The organism is Aliirhizobium cellulosilyticum, assembly GCF_014198105.1.
Taxonomy (GTDB): domain Bacteria; phylum Pseudomonadota; class Alphaproteobacteria; order Rhizobiales; family Rhizobiaceae; genus Neorhizobium; species Neorhizobium cellulosilyticum.
This window is the reverse complement of the sequence record NZ_JACIGW010000005.1, coordinates 130,311-153,327: the sequence shown is the minus strand read 5'-3', so window position 1 is coordinate 153,327 and position 23,017 is coordinate 130,311. Positions and strand designations below refer to the sequence as shown.

The 23,017-nt window shown below is 58.7% G+C and carries 11 protein-coding genes; 10 read left to right on the top strand and 1 reads right to left on the bottom strand.

Going from position 1 to position 23,017, the window contains the following annotated elements; translation table 11 throughout:
• The first annotated feature begins 75 nt into the window (after positions 1 to 75).
• From hupB to GGE33_RS19950, 6 genes are all read left to right on the top strand, one after another.
• Positions 76 to 354: a DNA-binding protein HupB gene (gene hupB, locus GGE33_RS19975; protein ID WP_112457241.1), complete on the top strand. Its 279-nt coding sequence runs from the start codon at positions 76 to 78 to the stop codon at positions 352 to 354.
• 468 nt (positions 355 to 822) lie between these two features.
• Positions 823 to 2,886, top strand: a complete 2,064-nt coding sequence (locus GGE33_RS19970; protein ID WP_183827040.1) for an autotransporter domain-containing protein — start codon at positions 823 to 825, stop codon at positions 2,884 to 2,886.
• 151 nt (positions 2,887 to 3,037) lie between these two features.
• Entirely contained in the window at positions 3,038 to 3,637 is a 600-nt protein-coding gene (locus GGE33_RS19965; RefSeq protein ID WP_183827037.1) for an inorganic diphosphatase, read from the top strand.
• Positions 3,638 to 3,811: 174 nt separating this feature from the next.
• The gene (locus GGE33_RS19960; protein WP_183827034.1) at positions 3,812 to 6,001 is read left to right on the top strand and encodes an esterase-like activity of phytase family protein; all 2,190 of its coding nucleotides are present in this window, start codon (positions 3,812 to 3,814) and stop codon (positions 5,999 to 6,001) included.
• A 112-nt stretch (positions 6,002 to 6,113) separates the two neighbouring features.
• Positions 6,114 to 7,349 carry a metallophosphoesterase family protein gene (locus GGE33_RS19955; protein WP_183827031.1) on the top strand — a complete coding sequence of 412 codons (1,236 nt, stop codon included), beginning with the start codon at positions 6,114 to 6,116 and terminating at the stop codon, positions 7,347 to 7,349.
• Positions 7,350 to 7,351: 2 nt separating this feature from the next.
• A complete protein-coding gene (locus GGE33_RS19950) occupies positions 7,352 to 10,804 on the top strand; it encodes an ATP-binding protein (protein ID WP_183827027.1) in 3,453 nt (1,150 codons plus the stop codon).
• Here GGE33_RS19950 and GGE33_RS19945 read toward each other — a convergent pair.
• Positions 10,781 to 11,629: a DUF6030 family protein gene (locus tag GGE33_RS19945; protein ID WP_183827024.1), complete on the bottom strand. Its 849-nt coding sequence runs from the start codon at positions 11,627 to 11,629 to the stop codon at positions 10,781 to 10,783. The two genes, GGE33_RS19950 and GGE33_RS19945, sit on opposite strands and share 24 nt — an antisense overlap.
• 362 nt (positions 11,630 to 11,991) lie before the next feature.
• Between GGE33_RS19945 and GGE33_RS19940 the strand changes: the two genes are divergently transcribed.
• From GGE33_RS19940 to GGE33_RS19925, 4 genes are all read left to right on the top strand, one after another.
• Positions 11,992 to 13,170: a polysaccharide biosynthesis/export family protein gene (locus tag GGE33_RS19940; RefSeq protein WP_183827499.1), complete on the top strand. Its 1,179-nt coding sequence runs from the start codon at positions 11,992 to 11,994 to the stop codon at positions 13,168 to 13,170.
• A 177-nt stretch (positions 13,171 to 13,347) separates the two neighbouring features.
• The gene (locus tag GGE33_RS19935) at positions 13,348 to 20,778 is read left to right on the top strand and encodes a type I polyketide synthase (protein ID WP_183827021.1); all 7,431 of its coding nucleotides are present in this window, start codon (positions 13,348 to 13,350) and stop codon (positions 20,776 to 20,778) included.
• Positions 20,779 to 20,846: 68 nt separating this feature from the next.
• Positions 20,847 to 22,202, top strand: a complete 1,356-nt coding sequence (locus GGE33_RS19930) for an aminotransferase class I/II-fold pyridoxal phosphate-dependent enzyme (protein WP_183827496.1) — start codon at positions 20,847 to 20,849, stop codon at positions 22,200 to 22,202.
• Positions 22,203 to 22,218: 16 nt separating this feature from the next.
• Positions 22,219 to 23,004: an SDR family NAD(P)-dependent oxidoreductase gene (locus GGE33_RS19925; protein ID WP_183827018.1), complete on the top strand. Its 786-nt coding sequence runs from the start codon at positions 22,219 to 22,221 to the stop codon at positions 23,002 to 23,004.
• The last annotated feature ends 13 nt before the right edge of the window (positions 23,005 to 23,017 follow it).

Below are 23,017 nucleotides of genomic sequence, written 5' to 3'. Positions count from 1 at the left end.
GCCAAGCACCGACGCAAAACTATTGTCGGCGCCGACTAATCGAGTCGTTCCAAAACCGTAGAAAGGGATGGAAACATGAACAAGAACGAGCTGGTTTCCGCAGTTGCCGAAAAGGCTGGTCTCTCCAAGGCTGACGCCGCATCCGCCGTGGACGCAGTATTCGAAACCGTACAGGGCGAACTGAAGAACGGCGGCGACATTCGCCTCGCTGGCTTCGGCAGCTTCTCCGTATCCCGCCGTGAAGCCTCCAAGGGCCGCAACCCGTCGACCGGCGCAGAAGTCGATATTCCGGCTCGCAACGTTCCGAAGTTCTCGGCCGGCAAGGGCCTGAAGGACGCCGTAAACGGCAAGTAAGACTTCACCGGGCAGTATCCCTGCCATGGTCTTAAAACCCCGGATAACTTCCGGGGTTTTTTGTTGCATAACACATCATCTCCACTCCCGGTGGATGCTGCGAACTTGCAACAATTAACGGTTATTGGGCAGTGGTGCCGCCCGGCAACAGTGCTTCCGCTTTGTTGTCATTTGTCAGAGAAACACCGGCCGGCAGATTTCGAACTACTTGTAAGATCGAGTGCATCACGGCCAATTCGTCAGTGGGGGCACAAGCGATTCTTAATTTAGAAATATGATTAGTTCTTATTTTTATGAGGCATTTCATATCTCGGCGTCGCTGACGGCATCCGTCTTAAACGATCAGCGAGTCATCCAGAAATGTTTCTTAAATCAAAGACCCTTTGTCTTCTTGCGAGTTCTGCTCTCTCGGCTATGGTCAGTGTTGCTTCCGTTGCACATGCTGCCTCCGGACCCGAAGTTATCGGTTTGAGCAGTAATGGTTCGGTCGTACTCAAAACTGATTACGACCAGAATGCCGGGACCTACACCTATTCACTTATATCGACAGCAACCGGCGACATTCAGTCAATCACGCCACCGTCCGGCGTCACCTATCTCAATTTGAGTGGTTTGAGCGCCGACGGTAAGACCGTGACGGGCTACTATTCTGATGCCGTGACCGGTCGCAAGACATCCTTCGTATGGACCGCAGCGAATGGTTTCGTCGACTTGGGTGTAGTTGACACTGACACCACCGGTAGCTTTGCTCAGTCTGTAAGTGGCGACGGAACCGCCGTTGCGGGATACGTAAGCGTCATGAGCTTCATGGCCGAAGCTTTTTACTGGACATCTTCTGAGGGAATGATCGGTCTAGGCACGCTTGGTGGGCGGGATTCGTACGCATACGCTGTGAGCACCGACGGGAAAACTGTTGTCGGCGAGGCCGACACACTAGACGGAAATTATCACGCATTTCGATGGACTGTAGACAGCGGCACGATGGAGAACATCGATACGCTTTATGACAACTCCAGCGCTGACTTTGTCAGCGACGACGGATCGGTGGTCGCCGGATCTGGATATACATCCTCGTCGTCGCCATACCACGTATTCCGATGGACTAAAGAGACCGAGATGGTCGACATCGGAAGCTTGGGCGGTTCTTACACGTTCCTGAACGCAATGAGCGGCGATGGCAATGTTCTGGTCGGCAGTTCCTACCTGACCGGCGACACGTCGTCTCACGCCTACCGGTATGTCGGGTCAACAGACGTGATGACCGATCTCGGAACTCTCGGTGGCACTTCATCCACGGCGAGTGCGGTTAATGCCGACGGCGGCGTCGTGGTCGGATCGGCAACAGACGCCCAGTCCACAAGCCACGGCTTCCGTTGGACGCAGGCGAACGGCATGGTGACTGTCGAGGACTGGCTGGCAGCCGAAGGTGCCACCATCGGCGATGCTATGACGCAAACCGCCGATCTCGTATCGGCTGACGGCAATGTTATCATCGGCGAGACCACTACCGGCTCCACCTATATCGCGCGTGTCATCGAAAGCCAGGGCGAGGAAGGCGGCAACGAATGCAACGCTGACGTCTGCGAAGGCGGAAGCGGTATCATCGATACCGCCGAGTTTTTCCCGACTGTCGCGATGGCCAACAACGTCATCGTTCAGAGCGGTGTCAACAATGCCGACACAATCATGTTCGGTGCGCAGGGAGCGCCAATGCGCAATCTGCTGACCGCCGGCCAGAGATCCGTCTGGGGCACGATCGATGGCGGTTATGACAACAGCGATCACGCCGATGGCGGCCTTGCTCTCGGTGAATTTGGTTTTGGTTACGGTATCGCCGATGGCGTCACAGCCCGCTTCGCAGTTGGTGGAACCTATACCGACCAGGATCTGGATGCCGGTGGCGACGTGCGCCAGCGCGGCTTCTACCTGTCACCGGAAGTCTCTGCCGATCTCGGCAATAACGTTTACGCGACGGTTGGCGGTTATTGGGGACGCAGCAGTGTCGACAGCAACCGCGGTTATCTGAACGGTGCCGTCACCGATTATTCCGAAGGCGACACCAATGCTGAAACCTGGGGCGCAAAGATCCGCTTCGACTGGCTGAATGCGGTGACGATCGACGATACGGCGATCACCCCCTATGTCGGCCTTTCCTATGCGCATACCAGGGTTGACGCCTATACGGAAACCGGCGGCTCCTTCCCGGTCGAGTTCGACGGCAGCAGCGATCATTCGACGATCGCCCGTCTCGGTGCGGATTTCGTTCGCCCGCTGAACGACACTGTCCGTCTGCTGGCCAAGGCCGAGCTTGACTACCAGTTCGAAAACCGCGCGACGGCTACGAGCGGCACGTTGACCGGGATCAGCGACTTCAGTCTCGAAGGTCAGGATCTGCAGCAGTTCTGGGCTCGTGGCGGTCTCGGCGCCGAATTTGATCTCGGCAAGGGGGTCGCTTCCTTCATGGTCAACGCCACGACCAAGGGGCAGGACCCGACCGTCTGGCTGCGCAGCAACTATACGGTCAAGTTCTGAGCCGATTTTTTAAGGAATGCTCGCGATGGACGAGGCCCGGTTTATGCCGGGCCTTTTCAGTATGAGAGGTAAACTTTGTAGACGGGAATCTGTCACGGCGTTGTCACAGAGCTCGCTTAGGTGGGACGTCTCATCATGAAAAGGGCCTGCCATGAAATTGCTTCTGACTGCCGCCGCGTTTCTCGTTACCGCGGGCGTAGCTTCTGCCGAATACGTTTCCTATCTCGACTATCCGCAGAAAACCGATGACGGCAAGGAATTCGCCGTCGCCATCGAGATCCCGCAGGGCAGCTTCACCAAATACGAGATCGACGCCAAGACCGGCCATGTCGTGGTTGACCGCTACCAGTCCATGCCGGTCGTTTATCCGGGCAACTACGGCTCGATCACCTCTTCGCTCGGTGGCGACAACGATCCGCTCGACGCCATCGTCTACACCCGCGAGCCAGTCGTTCCGGGCGCCATCATCAAGGTTCGCCCGATCGGTGTTCTGAAGATGATCGATGGCGGCGAGGTCGATGACAAGATTGTTGCCGTACCGACCAGCAAGATCGACCCGACCTACGATAACATCAAGGAAATCACCGATCTGCCGCAGATCGAGCAGGAACGCCTCCAGGCTTTCTTCCGCGTCTACAAGCAGCTCCCGGCGGGCCGCAAGTCTGTCGAACTGAATGGCTTTGACAACGCTGCCCATGCTGAAGGTGAAGTTTCGGAAGCCATCAAGGCTTACAACGCCAAGAAAAAGTGATCTGCCTCATTGCCGGTTACACGATATCGAAGGCCGGCCTTGCCCGGCCTTTTTTCATGCGTTGAGTGCGGTTGGCTCAATCAGTCGATAACGCAACTCATGATGATGAAGCTGTCATTATCGTGTCACGCATCTGGCCCAAAAGCCCACCTGTGGTTTCACGGAGGGCTTTTCATGACATTCTCGACACGCGCCGCCTTGACGGCAATCCTTTTTGCCTCGGTTGCTGCTCCCGCTAGTGCGGAGCAGGTCTTTAACCGTATCGCCTCTTTCCCGGTTGCCCAGAACCTGCCCAAGGGCGAGGACAAGGCGACATCGTCGGAAATCATCACCGCGACTGCGGATGGCAACACGCTGATCTATTCCGACGCGCCGGGAGGCACGATCGGCTTCATCGACATCACTGACGCCAAGGCCCCGAAGGCAGGTGGATCCATCGCCATCGATGGCGAACCGAACTCGGTTGCTGCAGCCGGTCCGAAGGCACTCATCACCATCGACAAGACCGAAGACTTGACGAAGCCTGCCGGCCAACTGGGCATCATCGATATCGCTTCGAAAAAACTTGAAACGACCTGTGATCTCGGCGGTCAGCCGGATTCTGTCGTCGTGGCGCCTGATGGCACATTTGCCGCCATCGCCATCGAAAACCAGCGTGACGAAGACCTGAACGACGGTGCACTGCCGCAACTTCCGGCAGGCGAACTTCTGATCGTCTCGCTGAAAAACGGCGTTCCTGCCTGCGACAGCATCAAGCGCGTTGGCGTGACCGGACTTGCAACAGTCGCCCCGGAAGATCCGGAGCCGGAATTCGTCAACATCAACGCCAATGGCGAGATCGCCCTGACGTTGCAGGAAAACAACCACGTCATCATCATCGACAGCAAGACAGCCAAGGTCACCAGCCACTTCTCCGCCGGTACGGTTGATCTCGAAGGCGTCGATGCCAAGACCGATGGTTCGCTGAATTTTTCGGGCAAGCTGACCGCTGTTCCGCGCGAGCCTGACGCCGTCAAGTGGCTCGGCACTGATCGCCTCGTCATCGCCAATGAAGGCGATTACAAGGGCGGTTCGCGCGGCTTCACCATCTTCGACCGTACCGGGAAGGTTCTCTACGATGCGGGCATGACGCTCGAGCACGAGATTGCCCGCCACGGTCATTTCCCGGAAAAGCGCGCCAAGAACAAGGGCATCGAGCCGGAAGGCATGGAAGCCGCGATCTTCAATGGCCAGCAGTATTTCTTCGTGCTCTCGGAGCGCGGTTCGATGATTGCGGTCTACAAGGATACCGGTGGCGAGCCGGAGCTCGTGCAGCTTCTGCCGTCGGGCGTATCGCCTGAAGGCGCTGTCGCCATTCCGGGCCGCAACCTGCTTGCATCCGCAAATGAAGCCGATCTCGGCGAAGACGGAGGTCCCCGCTCGCATGTGATGATCTATGAGCTTGCCGAAGGCAAGAAGGCCTATCCGACCATCGTTTCCAAGGATGTCGATGGGAAGCTGATCGGTTGGGGCGCGCTGTCGGGTCTCGTTGGTGACGCCGAGAAGGACGGCATCCTCTATGCGGTGAACGATTCCGTTTATGCCATACAGCCGTCGATCTTCACCATCGACACGACAAGCAAGCCGGCCGAGATCACCAATGTCGTCCGCATCACCCGCAACGGCCAGCCGGCGCAGAAGCTCGATATCGAAGGCATCGCACTCGATGGCAAGGGCGGCTTCTGGCTGGCATCGGAAGGCGATAGCGACAAGCTGGTCGGTCACGGTATCTACAACGTCAATGCCAAGGGCGAGATCAAGGCCGAGATCGGCCTGCCTGCCGAACTTCTGGCCGGCGAAAGCCGTTACGGTCTCGAAGGCGTCACCACGACCGGTTCCGGTGACGACCTGACGCTCTGGATGGCAATCCAGCGCGAATGGAAGGATGATCCCAAGGGCCAGGTGAAGCTTCTTTCCTACAAGCCGAAGTCGAAGGAATGGGCAGCCGTCCGTTATCCGCTCGAAAAGGCTGAAAAGGGCTGGGTCGGTCTCTCGGAAATCACCGCCAATGGCGACCATCTCTATATCGTCGAACGCGACAACTTGATCGGCGACGCCGCCAAGCTGAAGAAGCTCTACCGCGTTTCGCTCAAGGACATGAAGCCTGCCAAGATCGGCGGTGAACTGCAGCTCGTTGCCAAGGAAGAGGTCCATGACTTCCTTCCGGACCTGAAGAACGCCACCAACGGCTACGTTCTCGACAAGCTGGAAGGCTTTGCCTTCGACAAGTCCGGCAAGGCCTTCATGGTCACCGACAATGACGGCGTTGACGACTCATCCGGCGAGACCCTGTTCCTGCCGGTCACCCTCAAGGTCACCAACTGACGGATCTCCATCTTCAACAGGAAAAGGCCGGGTGTTTGCGCACCCGGCCTTTTTTCTTGGGGCCTGCTACCTTAAGTCTGGCGTTCCTGATGTGTTCGCATGAGACGATTCGATGAGTTCCTTCCGCTTCATCCATGCCGCAGACCTGCATCTCGGCAGCCCTTTTCAGGGACTGGCCCTCAAGGATGCCGATCTCGCCGAGCTTTTTGTCGAGGCAAGCCGCAAGGCCTTTTCGGCGCTTGTCGATGAAGCGGTGGAGCGCAAGGTTGATTTCTTTATCGTCGCCGGCGACGTTTATGACGGCGACTGGAAGGACAACAAGATCGGCCTGTTCTTCAACCGCGAAGTGGCGCGGCTGGAACGCGCCGGCATCCCGGTCTTTCTGCTCAAGGGCAATCACGACGCCGAGAGTGTGATCACCAGAACCATCACGCTGCCGAAGAATGTTAGCGAGTTCCCGACCGGCAAGCCCGGCACCTTCCGGCTGGAGCATTTGAAGGTCGCGCTGCACGGACAAGGCTTCGCCGAACGCTCGGCGAATGAAAATCTTGCGCTCGCCTATCCAAGGCCCGAGGCCGGATGGTTCAATATCGGCGTGCTGCACACGTCGCTGACCGGCCGTGAGCCGCACGCGCCCTATGCGCCATGTTCCGTGGAAGACCTGCGCTCGCGCGGTTACGACTACTGGGCGCTCGGCCATGTCCATGATTTCGAAATCGTCGCGGAAGACCCGCTCGTGGTCTTTCCGGGCAACCTGCAGGGCCGCTCGATCCGCGAGACCGGAGCCAAGGGCGCCGTGCTCGTGACGGTCGAGGATGGCCGCATTGCCTATGAGCGCCTGATCACCGACAGCGCCCGCTTTGCCGAACTGACGATCGCAGTGGAAAGCGACGACACGGCTGCAGCCCTGCTGCGCCGTATCGAGGATGCAATCGAGCCTATCGCCGATGCCATGGAAGGCCGGCCGCTGGCGCTGCGTGTCCGCATCACCGGCAAGAGCCGTGTTCGAAAGCAGCTCCTGTCGAAGGCCGAGGATTTTCGCGATGAAGTGCAGGCCGCCTGCCATCGCGGCCATGCCGATATCTGGCTCGAAAAGCTCGACCTGCGTCTTGAGCCCGATGACCGAACATCCGAGCGCAACACCGGCACGCTTGGCCTCGATGGCCTTCTGACCATGGAAGGCTTCCCGCCGGAACTTCTGGAGGAGGCGTCTGCCCGCATAGCCGAAATCGCCGCCAGACTGCCGGGTGGCAGCGGGGCAGGGGATCTGCCGCTTGGCGATGATATCGATGTGCTTCTTGCCGAGGCGCGTGACCTTCTCGTTTCCCGCGCCGCGGAGGCCGGCTGACCATGCGTTTCGATCGTCTCGACATCCTGCGCTATGGCGCGCTCACTGACCGCCAGCTCGTCTTCCGCCCCGGCGCCAAGCTGCATATCGTCTACGGACCGAACGAAGCGGGCAAATCCTCCGCGCTCTCGGCCATCTCCGATCTGCTCTTCGGTTTTCCCGAACGCTCGACTTACGGTTTCTTGCATGATGTCGGTTCCTTGCGCATCGGAGCGCAGCTGACTGCACGCGACGGGCAGGAGCTCTCCTTCCGCCGCCGCAAGGGGCGCAAGAACACGCTGCTCGGACATTCCGATGCGGAAGAGAACCTCGCTGACGATGCGCTCGCACCCTATCTCGGAAATCTTTCCCGCGATGTGTTCGAACGCGCCTTCGGCCTCAATTCGGATTCGCTGCGCGCCGGTGGCGAGACCATGCTTAAAAGCGGTGGCGAGATCGGCAGCCTGCTGTTCTCCGCCGCTTCGGGCCTGACCGGCCTGTCCAGCCTGCGCAAGTCGCTGGATGCGGATGCGGACGCCATCTATTCTCAGCGCCGGTCGAAGGACCGCAGCTTTTATCAGGCTCTCGATGCCCATGATGCAGCCCGCAAGGCGGAGCGCGACAACGAGCTGAAGGCCGGCGACTGGAAGGCGCTGCTTAAGGAGGAGGCGGAACTCGGCTCCGAGATCCACACGCTCCAGCACGGGCGCGAAGAGACCAGGCGCGCGCTCGACCGTCTGCGCCGGCAAATCGCGCTTGAACCTCTATTACGCGAACTGGACCGCGAACGTGCGCTTCTGGCGCAGCACGAGGAGCTGGCCAGCCTGCCGGATGGTTTCGAGGAAAAGCTAGCGACGACGCTTAAAGCCGGGCAGGAAAATGCCGACGCGCTTGTTGCCTCCGAAAACGAGCTGACAAGGCTTCGTGAAGAGATCGACGCCATCAAGGTGGATGACGCGCTACTCGTCGCTGCACCGGACATTCTGGCAGCCTATGGCCGCAGCGGCGTCTATCTCAAGGCGAGGGAGGACATCGCGCGGGTTCGTGCCGAAGTGGACGATTTTGACCAGAAACTGCTGCAGGCTTCGCGCCGTCTCGGCTTCAAGGAATTCTCCGATCTTGAGCGCATGCAGCCGGCCGATGCCGATCTGGTCCGCCTTCGCCAACTGGTGGAGGAGGGCGGTGAACTCGACCGCGAGATGCGGCAGCTTCGCAAGCGTATCGACGAGGAAGCCGATGCGCTGCGCAAGCTCGAAGCCGATGCGCCGGTTGCCCGCATTGTCGATCCCAAGCCTCTGAGTGACCAGCTTGCGGCCCTGCGCCCCGAGATCGAGGAACTGGCCAATCTCGAAACGCTAAAGATCCGCGCTGCCCGCGCCAGGAGCGATCTCGATGCGGCGTCGGCACGCCTCGATCCGCCGGTTCGCGATTTTGCCCTTCTTCTCTCCGTACCACTGCCGGACATTGAGACACTTGCTCATCACCGCCGCCTGATCGAGTCTGCACGACAGGAACATACGCAGGCATTGCAAAAGCTCTTAAGTCTGAAGAATGACGCGGATGAGCTTCAGGCCCAGCTTGCGCTTCTCGAAGGCGAGGGCAGGATCGTTTCGCGCGACACGATCGAGCTTGCACGACAGGAACGCGATGGCCTCATCGAGGCTCTGGCCTCCAACCCTTCAGACGTGGCTTTACAGGCAGCAAAGTCTTCCGTGCAGGACGCGGATCGGCTAGCCGATATGGCGCTTTCCGATGCCGAACGCGTCTCGCGTCATGCACAACTGACACTTCAACAGCGTAAAGTCGCCGATGCGATTGCCGCGGCCGAACGCGCGGCCAAAGAGGCTGCTATTGCCGCCTCCGATGCGGTGACCGAGTTCGAAGATCTCTTCCACGCCGTCCCGGTGACGCCCGGAGCGCCCGAGCGCATGATCGAATGGCGCCGCATGGTCGATGGATTGCTGGCGCTATCCGCTAACTTGAATGCCGCGGAAGACGACTACGAGATCCTGCGTTCACGGGAAGAGGCGTTGCGGCCGGCATTGGACGCTTTGGCTGACGCTACGGGCGCATCCTCCGGTGTCCTGCCACCGCGTAGCCTTGCACGGGAAATTTCGACTCGCCTGGAGGAAATCAGCCGTCAGTGGAGCGAGGGACGCACCATCGAGCGGATGCGCGATACGGCAAGCCAGACGCTGGCACGACTGGAAGCCGACGAGACGGATCTGCGCAAAAAGGTCGATCTCTGGCGATCCGGTTTCGCTGCCGCTGCCGCATCAGCCGGGCTTGCCGAAGATGCGACGATCGATATGGCCAATGCTGCGTTGGATATCTGGCGCACGCTGCCGGACCTTCTTTCCGAGAGACAGAACCGCAATCGGCGTGTGCGCGGCATGGCCCGCGACATGGAAGCCTTCGAGGGAGAGGTAGCCACCCTGTCGGGCTCGCTTGCGCCGGATCTCTGCTCCATCCCGGCAGATGTTGCGGCTGGCATGCTGAATGACCGTGTGACGAAGGCGCGCGCTGCCGATAACCAGCGCAAGACGCTGACGACTGCTCTGGAGCGCAACGAGCTTGCCCATGCCCGTTACATCACCGAGGCAGTCGGGCTGGATGCCCAACGGCAGAACTTGGCAGGTGCCGCTGCCGTTCCGCCGGATCAACTCGCCGCCGTCCTGGCGGACCTCGTGGAGCGAAGGAGACTGCTTGCCAGCGAAGAACTTTGCCGCAATCGCTTCATCGAGCAGGCAGATGGCCTCGATGAAGAGGCGGTGAGGGTAGCACTCGTCGACTTCGACAGGATATCCGCCGTTGTCGAAATCGAGCGGCTGGAGGCCGAGGATAGCAGACAGGTCAATCGCTTGGCCGATCTGCGCGCTGGCGAGGCGGATAATCTGCGGCGCAGGCAGGAGCTGGAAAAGGGCACCGGCGCCGAACGCGCCGTCTTCGAAAAACTGGCAGCCGAGCAGGAAGCCAAGGAGCTCGCCCGTCGCTGGGTGGTGCTGAAGCTCGCAGGGTCGCTGCTTTCCCATTCGATGGAAACCTATCGCCAGCAGCAGGCCGATCCGGTTATGAACCGCGCCGGAGAGGTATTCTCCGATTTGACCGGCGGCCGATTCGCTCGCCTCATTCAGGTCTATGATGATAACGATGAGCTGCAACTGGCTGTCGAGCGCAAGACCGGCGAGCAGGTGCCGCTTTCCGGATTGAGTGAGGGAACTGGCGATCAACTGTATCTGGCGCTTCGGCTTGCATTCCTCCAGGACTATTGCGCTCGCAATGAACCGGCGCCGCTCGTGCTGGATGATATCTTCCAGACATTCGATGATGAACGTACGGCAGCTGGCCTTCGGACGCTGGCAGAATCGAGTGGAGCGTTCCAGTCGATCCTATTCACCCACCAGACGAGTTTGATGGATACCGCGCGGCGTGAACTGGGCGATGATGTTGATCTAGTTAGGCTGGATCGGGCGTGACAAGGTCCGTTGCTGCAAAGGCAGGCATTCGATCGGAAAGCGCACGATCGAAGAGTGCATCGACGCACCATTCGACGATACTGCCGATTGGCCACATGTCGAGGTCTCGGGCAACTGCGTGATCAAAAGGTTGAAACGTCGATCATCGTCCCTCTCACGCTCGTAGCTGACACGGTAGCCGTCGAATCGCGACGAAAAGCTGAGACCCGTTCTGATCCGGTCATAGAGGTAATGCAGGTTTTCGGGCGCCATTTCGAGCCCGAAACGATCGATTGATCGGGCCACCAGCTTGAACATTTCATCGTCCTTTCCTGGGTCGAGTAGGCTGAGCTTGAGACGAAACGTGCGGAATGTGCTGGACGATGCTCCCTTGACCTGGATGAATAGCACCGAAGGCTCCGGCGTTGTGCCGCGTTGCGTCGAAAACAGGCATTCCCAATCACCTCCGGCTGCCTGGAAACTGGAGGCCAAGCCATCCTCACCCAGACGCTCGCATCGCTCGTGGGCTGTCCGATGCGGGAGTATACGCAGCCGGTCGCGCAGGCCGGCAACGGGCCGGATGAGTCGCGGCGGCGCATCGATGAGCAGCGTCGTGCGGCGCGCGCGCAAAGCAGGCGGCGGCGAAGCGGCAAAAGGCCGCGCGAGGTATTTGTCCATTCCAAGCCATGTCACCAGCCGTTGGTAGTTGCGTCCGTCATTGACGGAAAGAACGATACCAAACAGCAGCGCAAGGCCGACGGCCAGCAAGGCGCCGAATGCCTTTGCTGCTCGATGCCGTCTTCGAAGGCGCATCAGAGGCGTTAAGAGTTCCGCCTTGTCCGCCAAGGAAATAGCTCCGTTTCAAGTCGATATGCCGACAAGCTTTGGCATATTGGACAGGTTCGTGTCCAAGTATGATTCGCGACAATGGTGAACGGGAAGCGCCATCCTCACATCAGTCACGCAAATTCGGAAGCGCCGTTAACCACATTAATTAGTAAGCATTTAAGTCAACTTTTTTAGTTTCGCTTTTGAATATCAGTTCGCTGGTGACTATGGCTTTAAAACCGCACCGGATTTTATTTTCCGGGAAGCCCGAGCCATGCAGCTTGTCGTTCGTCGTCCGGTGTGCTTTCAAGGACGTCAAATTCTGGATTGGGCGGAAGCAGTTCTGTGCCGCGTACGATCCTGACCTGGAGTATCGAGATTTGGTTCGAGTGACTGCGATCGTGATTTGTGCCGCCTTGGCCGGATGTCAGGCGGTGCCTGGTGAAGGTCCTCTTGCCTCCGCGATCAACGAGGATGCCGGCCGTTCTCCGGCCGACATCGGGCGCGTTAACGCAGCGGTGTTCGATATCGTTGATGTCGACAATCACACTGCAAGACTGGTTTCGGATTATGTTTCGACGGCGTTGAAGCGCCGATTCGGTATCGGAGGAGGTCCGGGCAGGGCTGTCATCGGAATCGGTGACCAGTTGAAGGTCACCATCTTCGAAGCCGGTGCCGACGGACTGTTCTCGACCAGTGAGCAAAAGCAGACTCCAATTGAAATCGTTGTGCAGCCCGATGGCACAGCCGCGATACCATATGTGGGTACCGTGCGATTTGCCGGCCGCACTCTTGAAGAGGCGCGCCAGCAAATTCTGTCATCTCTGAAGAGCAAGGCTGTCGAACCCGACGTCATCATTGCTATGGGAGACACACCATCCCGCTCGGTAACAGTCGCCGGCGCGGTAAATCGTTCGGCGCAGATCTCGCTTAATCTGAGCGGTGAGCAGATCACCGACGTAATCGCCAAGGCGGGCGGCCCGACATCACAGCCATACGAATCCTACGTGACGCTCGTACGCGGCAAGCGAACCGGCACGGCGCTTCTGAAGTCGATTGTAGAGAATCCGTCAGAGAACATCTACGTTCAGCCCGGTGACCAGATTTTCGTTACCAAGGATCCTCGAACCTTTACGCTCCTCGGTGCCGTCAAAAGCAATTCTCGCATTGATTTCGGTGCGAACGATCTGAACCTTCTGGAAGCAGTAGCACTCGGCCGCGGCGGTAATGACGAAACTGTCAATGCAAAGGGCTTTTTCCTTTTCCGCTACGAGGATCCGGAAGTGGTCGTTGGTCTCCTGGGTAAGCGCCGTTTCGACGAACTCACCCATAAGGGAATGCAGGCTGATAAGGAAGGGCGTTATCCGATCGTCTACAGGTTCGATATGAGCCATCCGGACAGCATGCTTGTCGGCCAGACCTTCCCTGTCAAAAGCCGTGACGTGATTTACGCATCACGACATCCGGCCGTCGACCTGACGAAATTCCTTCGCGTTATTGGCGCGCCAGTGGGGATCGCCGTCCAGGGTGCCTCGATCTCAAATAATTTGAGTGATTGACGGTGCGGTCTGCCGCATACGCACTGGATTTTTGATTGTGCTTAATCTTGTGTTGTCACCTAGAAGTAGTGGTTTGTTCTGCTTTTTTGGTGACAAGCGCGGGTAAGTATGTTGTTAAAGTCGGTGTCGGCTTAATCTGCAGTAGCTATTATAGCTATGACTAACGTAAGAGTGACGATGACGATAGAAGTAATTGGCCGAGCCTGCGTTGCGCCCGGTGCCAGCTCCATCGAAGAGTTGCAGCAAGTTCTCCGAACCGGTCGTTGCACCGTCACGCAAATCCCAGCTGATCGGTGGGAACTGGCTCGTTTCTGGCATCCTACTCAAGGGACACCCGGGAAGACCTACACCTTTGCAGCCGGTGTCATCGACGCGGTCTATGATTTCGATCCCGCTGTCTTTGGTCTTTCGCAGCGTGAGGCCATGCAGATGGATCCTCAGCAGCGCATCCTGCTGACGCTTGTTTGGAAGGCACTTGAGGATGCCAACCTGCCGGTAAGTACGCTCTCGAAGCAGAAGGTTGGGGTCTATATCGGAGCCTCAAGCCTCGACAGTGGTAACCTTTCGGCGGAAGATCCCGCTTCCGGCAGCCCGTATTTCATGACGGGCAATACGCTTTCGATTGTTTCCAACCGCATCTCTCACGTTTTTGGCTTGAACGGCCCAAGCATGACGATCGATACGGCCTGTTCCTCCTCGCTGGTCGCGTTGGACCAGGCGGCACGTGCGCTGGAACGTGGCGATATCGACACCGCAATTGTTGGCGGCGTTAACCTTCTCGTCCATCCGCTTTCCTTCGTCGGCTTCGCTCAGGCACGAATGTTGTCGCCGGAAGGCCTCTGCCGTGCTTACGACACCAACGGTCAAGGTTATGTACGTGCCGAAGGCGGCGCTGCGATCGTTCTTCGCCGCAGCGATATCGCGCGTCAGCAGCATGATCGCAGTTATGCCAGAATCCACGCGACCGGCGTCAATTCTTCCGGCCGCACCAACGGCATCAGTCTTCCGTCGCGTGAGGCACAGGCCGACCTGCTCAATTCCATCTACAAGGGCCACGGCATCGATGTGAACCGCGTGGCCTTCATCGAAGGTCACGGAACCGGAACGCGGGTTGGCGATCCCGCCGAGGTCTGGGCAATCGGTAATGTCATCGGCCAGAAACGCCGCGCTCCGCTTCCGATAGGCTCGATCAAGTCGAATATCGGTCACACTGAGCCGGTTTCCGGTTTGTTTGGTCTGTTCAAGGCCATGCTGGCTCTGGAGAACGATTATCTTCCTGCGACGCTGCATATTGAAACGGCGAATGAGGACATCGATTTCGATGCACTCAACGTAAGGGTCAACACATCCGCCATCAAACTGCTTCCGGCAAAGGAAGCGCGGCTCGTGGGGATCAACTCCTTCGGTTTCGGTGGTACCAATGCACACGTCGTTATCGGTGATCCAGAGCCTGCAACACAGGCGGATTCGCCGGCCAAGGGCGACAATCTCCTGTTCTTGGCGAGCGCGCACAGCGCAGGTGCGCTCGAAAGCCTGTTAAAGGACTACCAGGCACGTCTTTCCGCCGCCACGCCCGAAAAAGCACGCCGCATCATCGCCGCGACGACGACGAACCGTGATGCGTTGAAATATCGGTTTGCAGTCGATACTCGAGGTGAGCGCGGCGTTCTCGATGCGATAAAGACGCATCTTGCCGGCGATGCTTCCGATGGGGAACGTGGCGAAGCTCCGTCCCTGCTTGGCAAAATAGCCTTCGTGTTTTCCGGAAACGGTGCGCAATGGGCCGGGATGGGTGTGGAAGCCTACCGCGCAAACCCTCATTTCCGCCAGTATTTCCAGTCTTTTAGCGCCTTGTTCGAATACCACCTCGGTGAAAAGCTGACGGACCTCATCGTCGCGGACAATCTCGGGGTTCGTTTGGCTGATGCGACGATTGCGCAGCCGCTGCTGTTTGCCGTGCAGGCTTCGCTTTCGGACAGCCTCAGCGCCTACGGTATCAGGCCCGATGTTGTGTTCGGTCACTCCGTCGGCGAGATTGCCGCGGCCTATGCGTCCAAGGCGTTGACGGCTGCCGAAGCCGTTGCGATCGTCGCCAAGCGTTCACACTCACAGCATCTGTTTGCCGGGCAAGGCAAGATGGCTGCGGCCGTAATGGGCGAAGAGGCGGCTGTGGCCTTCGCCAAGAATCACGGCTTGGACGGCATTCATGTGGCGGCGATAAATGCGCCGAATTCGGTTACGATTTCTGGTCCGGCCGCGGAAATTCAGGCCTTTCGGGATGCTGCTCGCAAGTCTCAGACTGTCGTTCATATTCTTGATATCAATTATCCGTTCCACCATCCGATCATCGACAGCGCCCGTGAAGGTTTCCTTTCGGAACTGCCGGCGATTGAGCCGCAGGCTGCCGGTTGCACATTCATTTCCACCGTTACAGGTGGAATATATGACGGCCGTGGCCTTGATGCCGAATACTGGTGGCACAATGTGCGCGAACCGGTGCTCTTCCGCTCGGCGACAGAAGCTGCGCTCGATCTCGGCTGTAATCTGTTCATCGAGATTTCACCGCGCACGATCCTGTCAAACTACGTCTCGGAAATCGCCAAGAGCAGGGCTCAGCCCGCCACGGTAATCGGTTCGCTCCAGCGCGAAACGCTTGTCGAGGGTCGGGACCCGATCGCTCGCGCGTTCGCCCGCGCCATCGCCCACGGCGCGGTTCCTGCACAATCCAGACATTCGGGGAAACGCAGCCCCGTCATCGATCTGCCGCCGTTGCCATTCGAACCGACCGAGCTGAAAGTGCCGGCCACCACGGATGAGATCGACATGTTCGGTCGGGATTTCAAGAACAGCTACACGCTGCTCGGCTGGCGGAATGATCCGAACGGTTCGCATTGGAAGAACCATGTCGACGCCTTGCTCTTCCCGGATCTGGCGGAGCATGTGGTCGATGGCCGCGCGATCCTTCCGGGAGCCGGGTTCCTGGAGATTGCGGTTACCGCTGCCCAAGCCCATTTCGGCACCGACGAGGTCGAGGTTTCCAATATGGAAATCGTTCGGCCATTGGAGCTACGCCCAGATCGGATGCTGGAGCTTTCGACGCTTCTTTCTCCGGAAACCGGTAATATCGAGATCCGCTCCCGCGAACGGTTGAGCAGTGATGACTGGACCATTCATGCTGTCGGCCGTTGTCGGCGGCCGGTGGATGAAGAAATCCATCAGGTTGAAATCGCGACATCTGCCGAAGGCGGTGATAGCCTCTCGTCTGTTCAGGTTTATGAAACAGCCGAACGCTTCGGCCTGCAATATGGGCCTCGCTTCCAGCTTCTGTCGAGAGCTGTGGCTTTGGGCGATAACGTTGTCGACGTTGAACTCAGAGAAGCGGCAGAACCTGCGCATCCATATATCGGCTACAACCTCAATCCGTTCTCTGTCGATGCCGCCTTCCATGGTCTTGTTGCACTGTTTGACCGGCTTTCCGGCACGGAGACTGGCTCTCCCTATATTCCGGTTCGATTCGGCTCGATCCGGGTCACGGGCAAGGGACGAGCGATTGCCAGGGCAAGGATAGAGATCGAACGGTTCAGCAGCTTCTCGATCAAGGTGAATTTCCGCTTGTTCGATGCTGCCGGTCAACAGATTGCCATCCTCTCGGATTGCCGTTTCCGCCGCACGTCTCTGCGTCGTCATCATACTTTGGATACCGTCGCTTTCCATTTCGACGCCGTCCCGAGCGCGCTTCTTGCAATATCCGAACCGCCAGCTACAAAATTGCCGGCCCTGACCGATTTTGCATCCTCGGATGCGAAGGACAATGCATCGTTGATGATCGATGCAGCCATCTATAGGGCATGCCACGAGATTGCCTTGTCGCTCGCCGGTGATAATGGGACGCTCCTGTCTGCCACTTTGCCTGGAGACTCGGATTTCCGTGCATTCCTGACATCCTGCCTGTTCACATTGGAGGATGCGGGTATCGCGGTCTCCTCCGGAGACGGCTGGACGGTGCCCAGAGAGTTCTCTTTCCCGAGCATCGAAGAACTGATCCAGGAAATCTACCGGGAGGACTCCTCGCGTGTCGCTGAGGTCGTCCTGGTCAATGACGTCTACCGTGATGCGCTTGAACGTCTTTCCCTGTCCGGAAAATCAGTCGATGCTGAAGATGAACATGCGGACAATGTCAGCGAAGCAACATTGGATCACGTTCTCGTCCACTCTCCGCTCGGTCATCGCCGTGCAGAAACCGGCTTCGATCTGACGCAGCGTTTCTGTGAAGAGAACCACGGAAAAATCAGCTTTATCGTCGAACTCGGCACAACCAGCCAGTCTGCCAGCACACGGCTTGCCGGTCTCGCGGCATCCATCGGCGCAACGCTGGTGATCGCTGAACCGAAGGAAAATGCGCGTCGCATGCTGGAACTGGCGTTCGAGCGGAATGTGCATGTTTCCGTTGTGGAACCTAGGGCTCTCGCCAGCCTTGAGAGTGTTGAACTGATCGTTGCTGGCGGCTTGTCCAGCCAGCTTATGCTGACCGGTGACGAAGATGTTCGCCAGGCTCTTCGTTCCGCTGCAGCAAAAGGAGCAGCGATCGTTTTCGCCGATCGCGCTCCCTCGGCGTTCAACGACTTCGCATTTGGGTTGTCGGACGGATGGTTCGCGGCAAGCCAGTCTGCGGATTTCCCCGTCGGTCAACTTGCCACCGCAGCGCAGGTCGAGACACTTCTGTCTGATCTCGGCTTTGAGGCTGCGTCGGTGAAGGATATGCAGCTGGACGAGGGGGCTCTGGTCCTCGCCATTGCCCAATCCCGCGCCAAAACCGAGGCTGTGCTGGCGGAAGCGGATAGGGGCAGGCTGATCGTTGTTGCCGAACAGGCATCCGAACAGATGCTGGCGTCTTCCTTTGTCGATGCCGCTATCGTTCAGGCGACCGAGGCTGAACGTGCGCTGGAACTGGTGCCGGAAGACTCTAAATCACCCGTTTGCATGGTTTATCTTGCCGATCGCGGCATCGAGCAAGCCGTTTCGGCACTCGAGATTGCAAGACTGTCGCGCTTCAAGGCTCTTGCCGAGGGTATGACGCGGCAGGCGAATGGTTCTACGGGCAGGCCACGGCTTATCGTGCTTGCACCGGGTGGCTCTCCGCTTGCGGGAGAAAACAGTGATGCGGCTAACGCCGGTTTGTGGACATTCGCGCGTGTTCTGCAGAACGAGTATGATGCCGTCGACATTCACATGATCGATGCCGAAGGCGATGAAGCGGTTGCCCTTGTTGATCGGATCGCCACGCTCACAAGCGCCAATCGCGAGTGGCTTCTGGGTGAAAATGGCCTCCTGGAAATCCGCGCGGCCTCCGGCCCGTCCGCTGGCCGCGATGGAACCACGTTCGATTTCGAGGCTGCGACCATCCACCAGCTCACCAACGGTCGCGTCGATAGCATTATCTGGCAAAGCTGCGCGCTTCAGGAACCTGGTGCGGACGAGGTCATCATCACTGTTGAGGCTGCTGGTCTCAACTTCCGAGATGTCATGTGGTCCATGGGCCTGTTGCCTGAAGAAGCGCTTGAAGACGGTTTTGCCGGAGCGACGATCGGGATGGAAATGGCCGGTCGCGTCGAGCGCGTCGGCTCAGCCGTCGCGGACTTGAAGCCCGGCGATCGCGTAATGGGCATCGGCCCCGCCGCTTTCTCGACCCATGTTCGTGTCCGCCGCGATGGGGTTACGAAATTCCCGGATAGGCTCGATTTTGCCGCCGCCGCAACTGTACCCGTCGCGTTCCTGACAGCCTATTATGCCATGGTCCAGCTCGGCCATATCGAACCGGGCGAGACGATCCTCATTCACGGTGCTGCCGGCGGTGTCGGTCTTGCCGCGCTGCAGATCGCTAAGCTGAAAGGTGCAAAGGTCATCGCCACGGCCGGTACGGTCGAAAAACGCCGCTTTCTTGAAGCGCTCGGCGCAGATCATATCTTCGACAGCCGCTCGCTGGATTTCGTATCTCGCGTTCGTGCGGTCACGAATGGCGAAGGTGTCGATCTCGTCTTGAACTCGCTCTTCTCCGAAGCGATGGAGCGAAGCCTCGAGCTGGTAAAGCCCTTCGGCCGCTTCCTTGAACTCGGCAAGCGCGACTATTATTCCGACCGCAAGATCGGCCTGCGTCCGTTCCGCCGCAACATCAGCTATTTCGGCATCGATGCCGATCAGCTTCTGGTCAATTTGCCGAAGATCACGAAGCGGATCTTCGCCGAGATCGGTGAACTGTTCCAGAGCGGCGAACTTGTGCCTCTGCCTTATCGTGCCTTCGGTTACGACGAGATCGGCAGTGCCTTCCGGCTGATGCAGAATGCCGGCCAGATCGGCAAGATCGTCATTCGTCCGCCAGTTCGTGGCAAGGATCGGGTGGTTGTTGCCAGCGACCGGACATTGCGCTTCAGTGGCGAGGGTGGCTTTCTCGTTGCTGGTGGCATCGGTGGTTTCGGCCTCGTTGCAGCCGATTGGCTCGTCAACAGGGGCGCGCGCCGCATTGCGCTCTGCTCCCGCCGTGGTATCGCCGATGAGGCGACGATCAAGGCGATTGAGAAGTGGGCTGCCCTCGGCGTCGTCGCAACGCTGCATGCCTGCGATATCACCAATGAACAGGCTCTCTCCGCTCTTCTGTCCGAATTGCGCGCCGCAGCTCCGATCAAGGGTATCATCCACGCCGCCATGGTGCTGGACGATGCCTTGCTGTCGAACCTGACCGATGACCGCAATCGACCGGTCGTGGACGTCAAGGTTCGCGGTGCTGAACTGCTGGACAAGCTGACCCGTGACGATGATCTTGAGCTTTTCCTGTTGTTCTCGTCTGCCACGACCATGCTCGGTAACCCCGGACAGGCCAACTATGTTATCGCCAACGGCTACCTCGAAGGGCTTGCACGCATGCGCCGCGCGGCCGGCCGTCCGGCTCTGGCCGTCGGTTTCGGTGCGATTGCCGATACGGGTTTCCTCGCTCGCAACGCCGAGGTCAACGAGCTTCTTTCGAAGAGGATAGGCAAGACCGCAATGAAGGCGCGTGATGCGCTCGAGCAGGTCGAGAACTATCTGGTGAGCGAGACTGGGAGCATCGATGGTGCGGCGGTAATGATCGCCGAAGTGGACTGGAACGCAGTCCGCATGCTGCCGATCGCGACGGCAAGCGTGTTCGAGACCGCAATGCGGGCCGCTGGCAATGCGCAATCATCTGCCGATGGTGATCAGATAGATCTCGAAGCGCTGATCCACGGCAAGTCCGCCGATGAGGCTCAGTATATCCTGCACAAGATCGTGGCTGCGGAGATCGCCGCGATCCTTCGTGTTACCGAAGACAGTATCACGCCGGAAAAGGTCCTCAAGGATGTCGGCCTCGACAGCCTGATGGCGATGGAACTCGGTATGAGCTTCCAGCAGAAGACCGGATTTGATATTCCCTTGAGCGGTGTTGGTGAGGACACGACGGTAAGTGACGTTGTCACGCGCCTGCGCGAGAGGGTTTCGAAACGTAGTGGCGGGGAGGAGGAGGCTCCGCAGGACGAGGTGCTCGACCGTCTGGTCAAGAGCCACTCGACCCAAAGCCAGAAAGCAGCTGCTCAGTGACAGAGAAAGACAAGCCGGAAACGACAGTGCCTCCCGTGGGGGGCGCGAAGCTTGGTTTTCTGGAAAAAATGCGGCAGACCAGTGAAGTGTCCGGCCGCAATCGCGAAGCGCGCCTGAACCGTCAACCACAGGCTCCGCTTCGCCAGAACCTGAAATTCGATCAGCTTCCCGAATACCAGCGGGTATTGACCCAACGGAAGGTCGGGGAAGTGATCGGGGTGGACAATCCCTTCTATCGCTCCCACGACGTGGCGGCTGGTGCCACCACCGTCATGGCTGGCAGGAACTTTGCCAACTTCGCCTCTTACGACTATCTCGGGACGAATACGGATCCGAAGGTCACGAGCCGAGCCAAGGAAGCGATCGATCGTTACGGCATTTCCGCTTCCGCCAGCCGCCTCGTTGCCGGCGAGCGTCCCGTCCACACAGAACTTGAGGCAACCCTGGCCGAGGTTTATGGCGTCGAGGCGGCAGTTTGCTTCGTCAGCGGCTATCTGACCAATGTTGCAGCCATCAGCTGCATCGTTGGCCCGCAGGATCTCGTCGTGCATGACGAGTTCATCCACAACAGCGCGCTTGCAGGCATCAAGCAGTCGGGTGCAACGCGCCGGCTCTTCCGTCACAACGATGTCGATAATCTCGAAACCGTGCTGAAGACGCTGTCGTCGGAGTTCCGCCGGGTCCTCGTCATCGTCGAGGGCGTCTATTCGATGGACGGCGATATTGCCGACCTGCCGAGACTGTTGGAATTGCGCAGTCGTTACGGTTTCTGGCTGATGGTGGACGAGGCTCATGCGCTAGGAGTTCTGGGCAAGACGGGCAGGGGCACGTTCGAGCATTTCGACGTCGATCCGCAGGAAGTCGATATCTGGATGGGAACGCTGTCCAAGACGACGTCCAGCTGCGGCGGCTATATTGCCGGCTCGCAGGCACTTGCGGATATCCTCAAGGCCGAGGCAGGAGGATTCGTCTACAGCGTCGGGCTCGCACCTGTCTTGGCAGCAGCAGCAAAGGCTGGTCTCGACATTCTGCGCAGCGAGCCGGAACGGACTGAAGAGCTTCATCGCAACGGCGCGCTGTTTCTGCAAGAAGCCAGGAAGGCTGGCCTCGACACAGGTCTCAGCGTCGGATTTTCGGTTGTTCCGGTTCTCGTGGGCGACTCGCTTAGGGCAGTGCAGTTGTCTAACGAGCTTCTGGACGATGGCGTCAACGCACTGCCGATCATCCATCCGGCCGTACCTGAGGGGCAGGCGCGCCTGCGTTTCTTCATTACCTGCAACCACACTGACGATCAGATTAGACACGCCGTTGAAGCAACTGCGCGTCGGCTGAAGGCCTTGCAGGAACGTAATTTCGGTCTGGCATCGCTGAACATGGAGCAGATGATGCAGCTTTCACCACTGCTTCAATCGCCCAACAGCTGACTTCGGGGGCACGGCCATGCATGTCGTCGTAACCGGGGGATCGAGCGGCATCGGACTTGAAGTTGCGAAGGTATACGCCCGGCGTGGTGCGTCCGTTTCATTGATCGCCCGCAACCTCGATCGTCTGGAAACGGCTCGTAGCGAGATAGAGAAATCTTCCGGGGGAAGGGTAAAGGTCTTTTTCGCGGCCGCCGACGCAGCTGTCTGCACTGAGATGTCGTCTGCAATCATGGCCTGCGAGGCAGCCAATGGGCCATGCGATATTCTTGTCGCCTCGGCCGGCGTGGTGGAGCCGGGCTGGTTCCATGAGCAGGCGCCTGACCTGTTCGAGAGCCAATGGCAGACCAACTTTGTGGGGGTGGTCAACGCCGTGAGGGCCGTTTATGCGGGCATGAGAAGCCGCGGAGCAGGGCGCATCATGATCGTTTCCTCAGCTGCTGCCTTTATCGGCATCCCTGCCTACGCCGCCTATTGCAGCTCAAAATCAGCCCTGGTGGGGTTTGCGGATTCCCTCAGACTGGAAGCAATGCCGAAGGGCATAACGGTCGGCGTCTGTTTCCCTCCGGATACCGACACGCCTCAGCTTTCCCGTGAGCTTGAAAGCCGGCCGAAGGAGGCCGAATTGCTGATGGGTCGTATCAAGCCGAGACAAGCGCAAGAGATTGCGGAAAGACTCGTTTCCGGCATCGACCGACGCAGTGCTCACGTTTATTTCACGGCGTCGATCTCAGCGCTTGCCCTGTTTGGTCCTCTCGCAAGACCATTTGTCGAGATCTGGTATCGGCTGAGATTGGGCAGATAGGACAAAGCGCCGT

What these genes read in the sequence shown, in the direction of transcription:
- hupB (WP_112457241.1), top strand. Translation starts at nt 76, where the DNA reads ATGAACAAGAACGAGCTGGTTTCCGCAGTTGCCGAAAAGGCTGGTCTC.
- GGE33_RS19965 (WP_183827037.1), top strand. Translation starts at nt 3,038, where the DNA reads ATGAAATTGCTTCTGACTGCCGCCGCGTTTCTCGTTACCGCGGGCGTA.
- GGE33_RS19960 (WP_183827034.1), top strand. Translation starts at nt 3,812, where the DNA reads ATGACATTCTCGACACGCGCCGCCTTGACGGCAATCCTTTTTGCCTCG.
- GGE33_RS19955 (WP_183827031.1), top strand. Translation starts at nt 6,114, where the DNA reads ATGAGTTCCTTCCGCTTCATCCATGCCGCAGACCTGCATCTCGGCAGC.
- GGE33_RS19950 (WP_183827027.1), top strand. Translation starts at nt 7,352, where the DNA reads ATGCGTTTCGATCGTCTCGACATCCTGCGCTATGGCGCGCTCACTGAC.
- GGE33_RS19935 (WP_183827021.1), top strand. Translation starts at nt 13,348, where the DNA reads ATGACGATAGAAGTAATTGGCCGAGCCTGCGTTGCGCCCGGTGCCAGC.
- GGE33_RS19930 (WP_183827496.1), top strand. Translation starts at nt 20,847, where the DNA reads ATGCGGCAGACCAGTGAAGTGTCCGGCCGCAATCGCGAAGCGCGCCTG.
- GGE33_RS19925 (WP_183827018.1), top strand. Translation starts at nt 22,219, where the DNA reads ATGCATGTCGTCGTAACCGGGGGATCGAGCGGCATCGGACTTGAAGTT.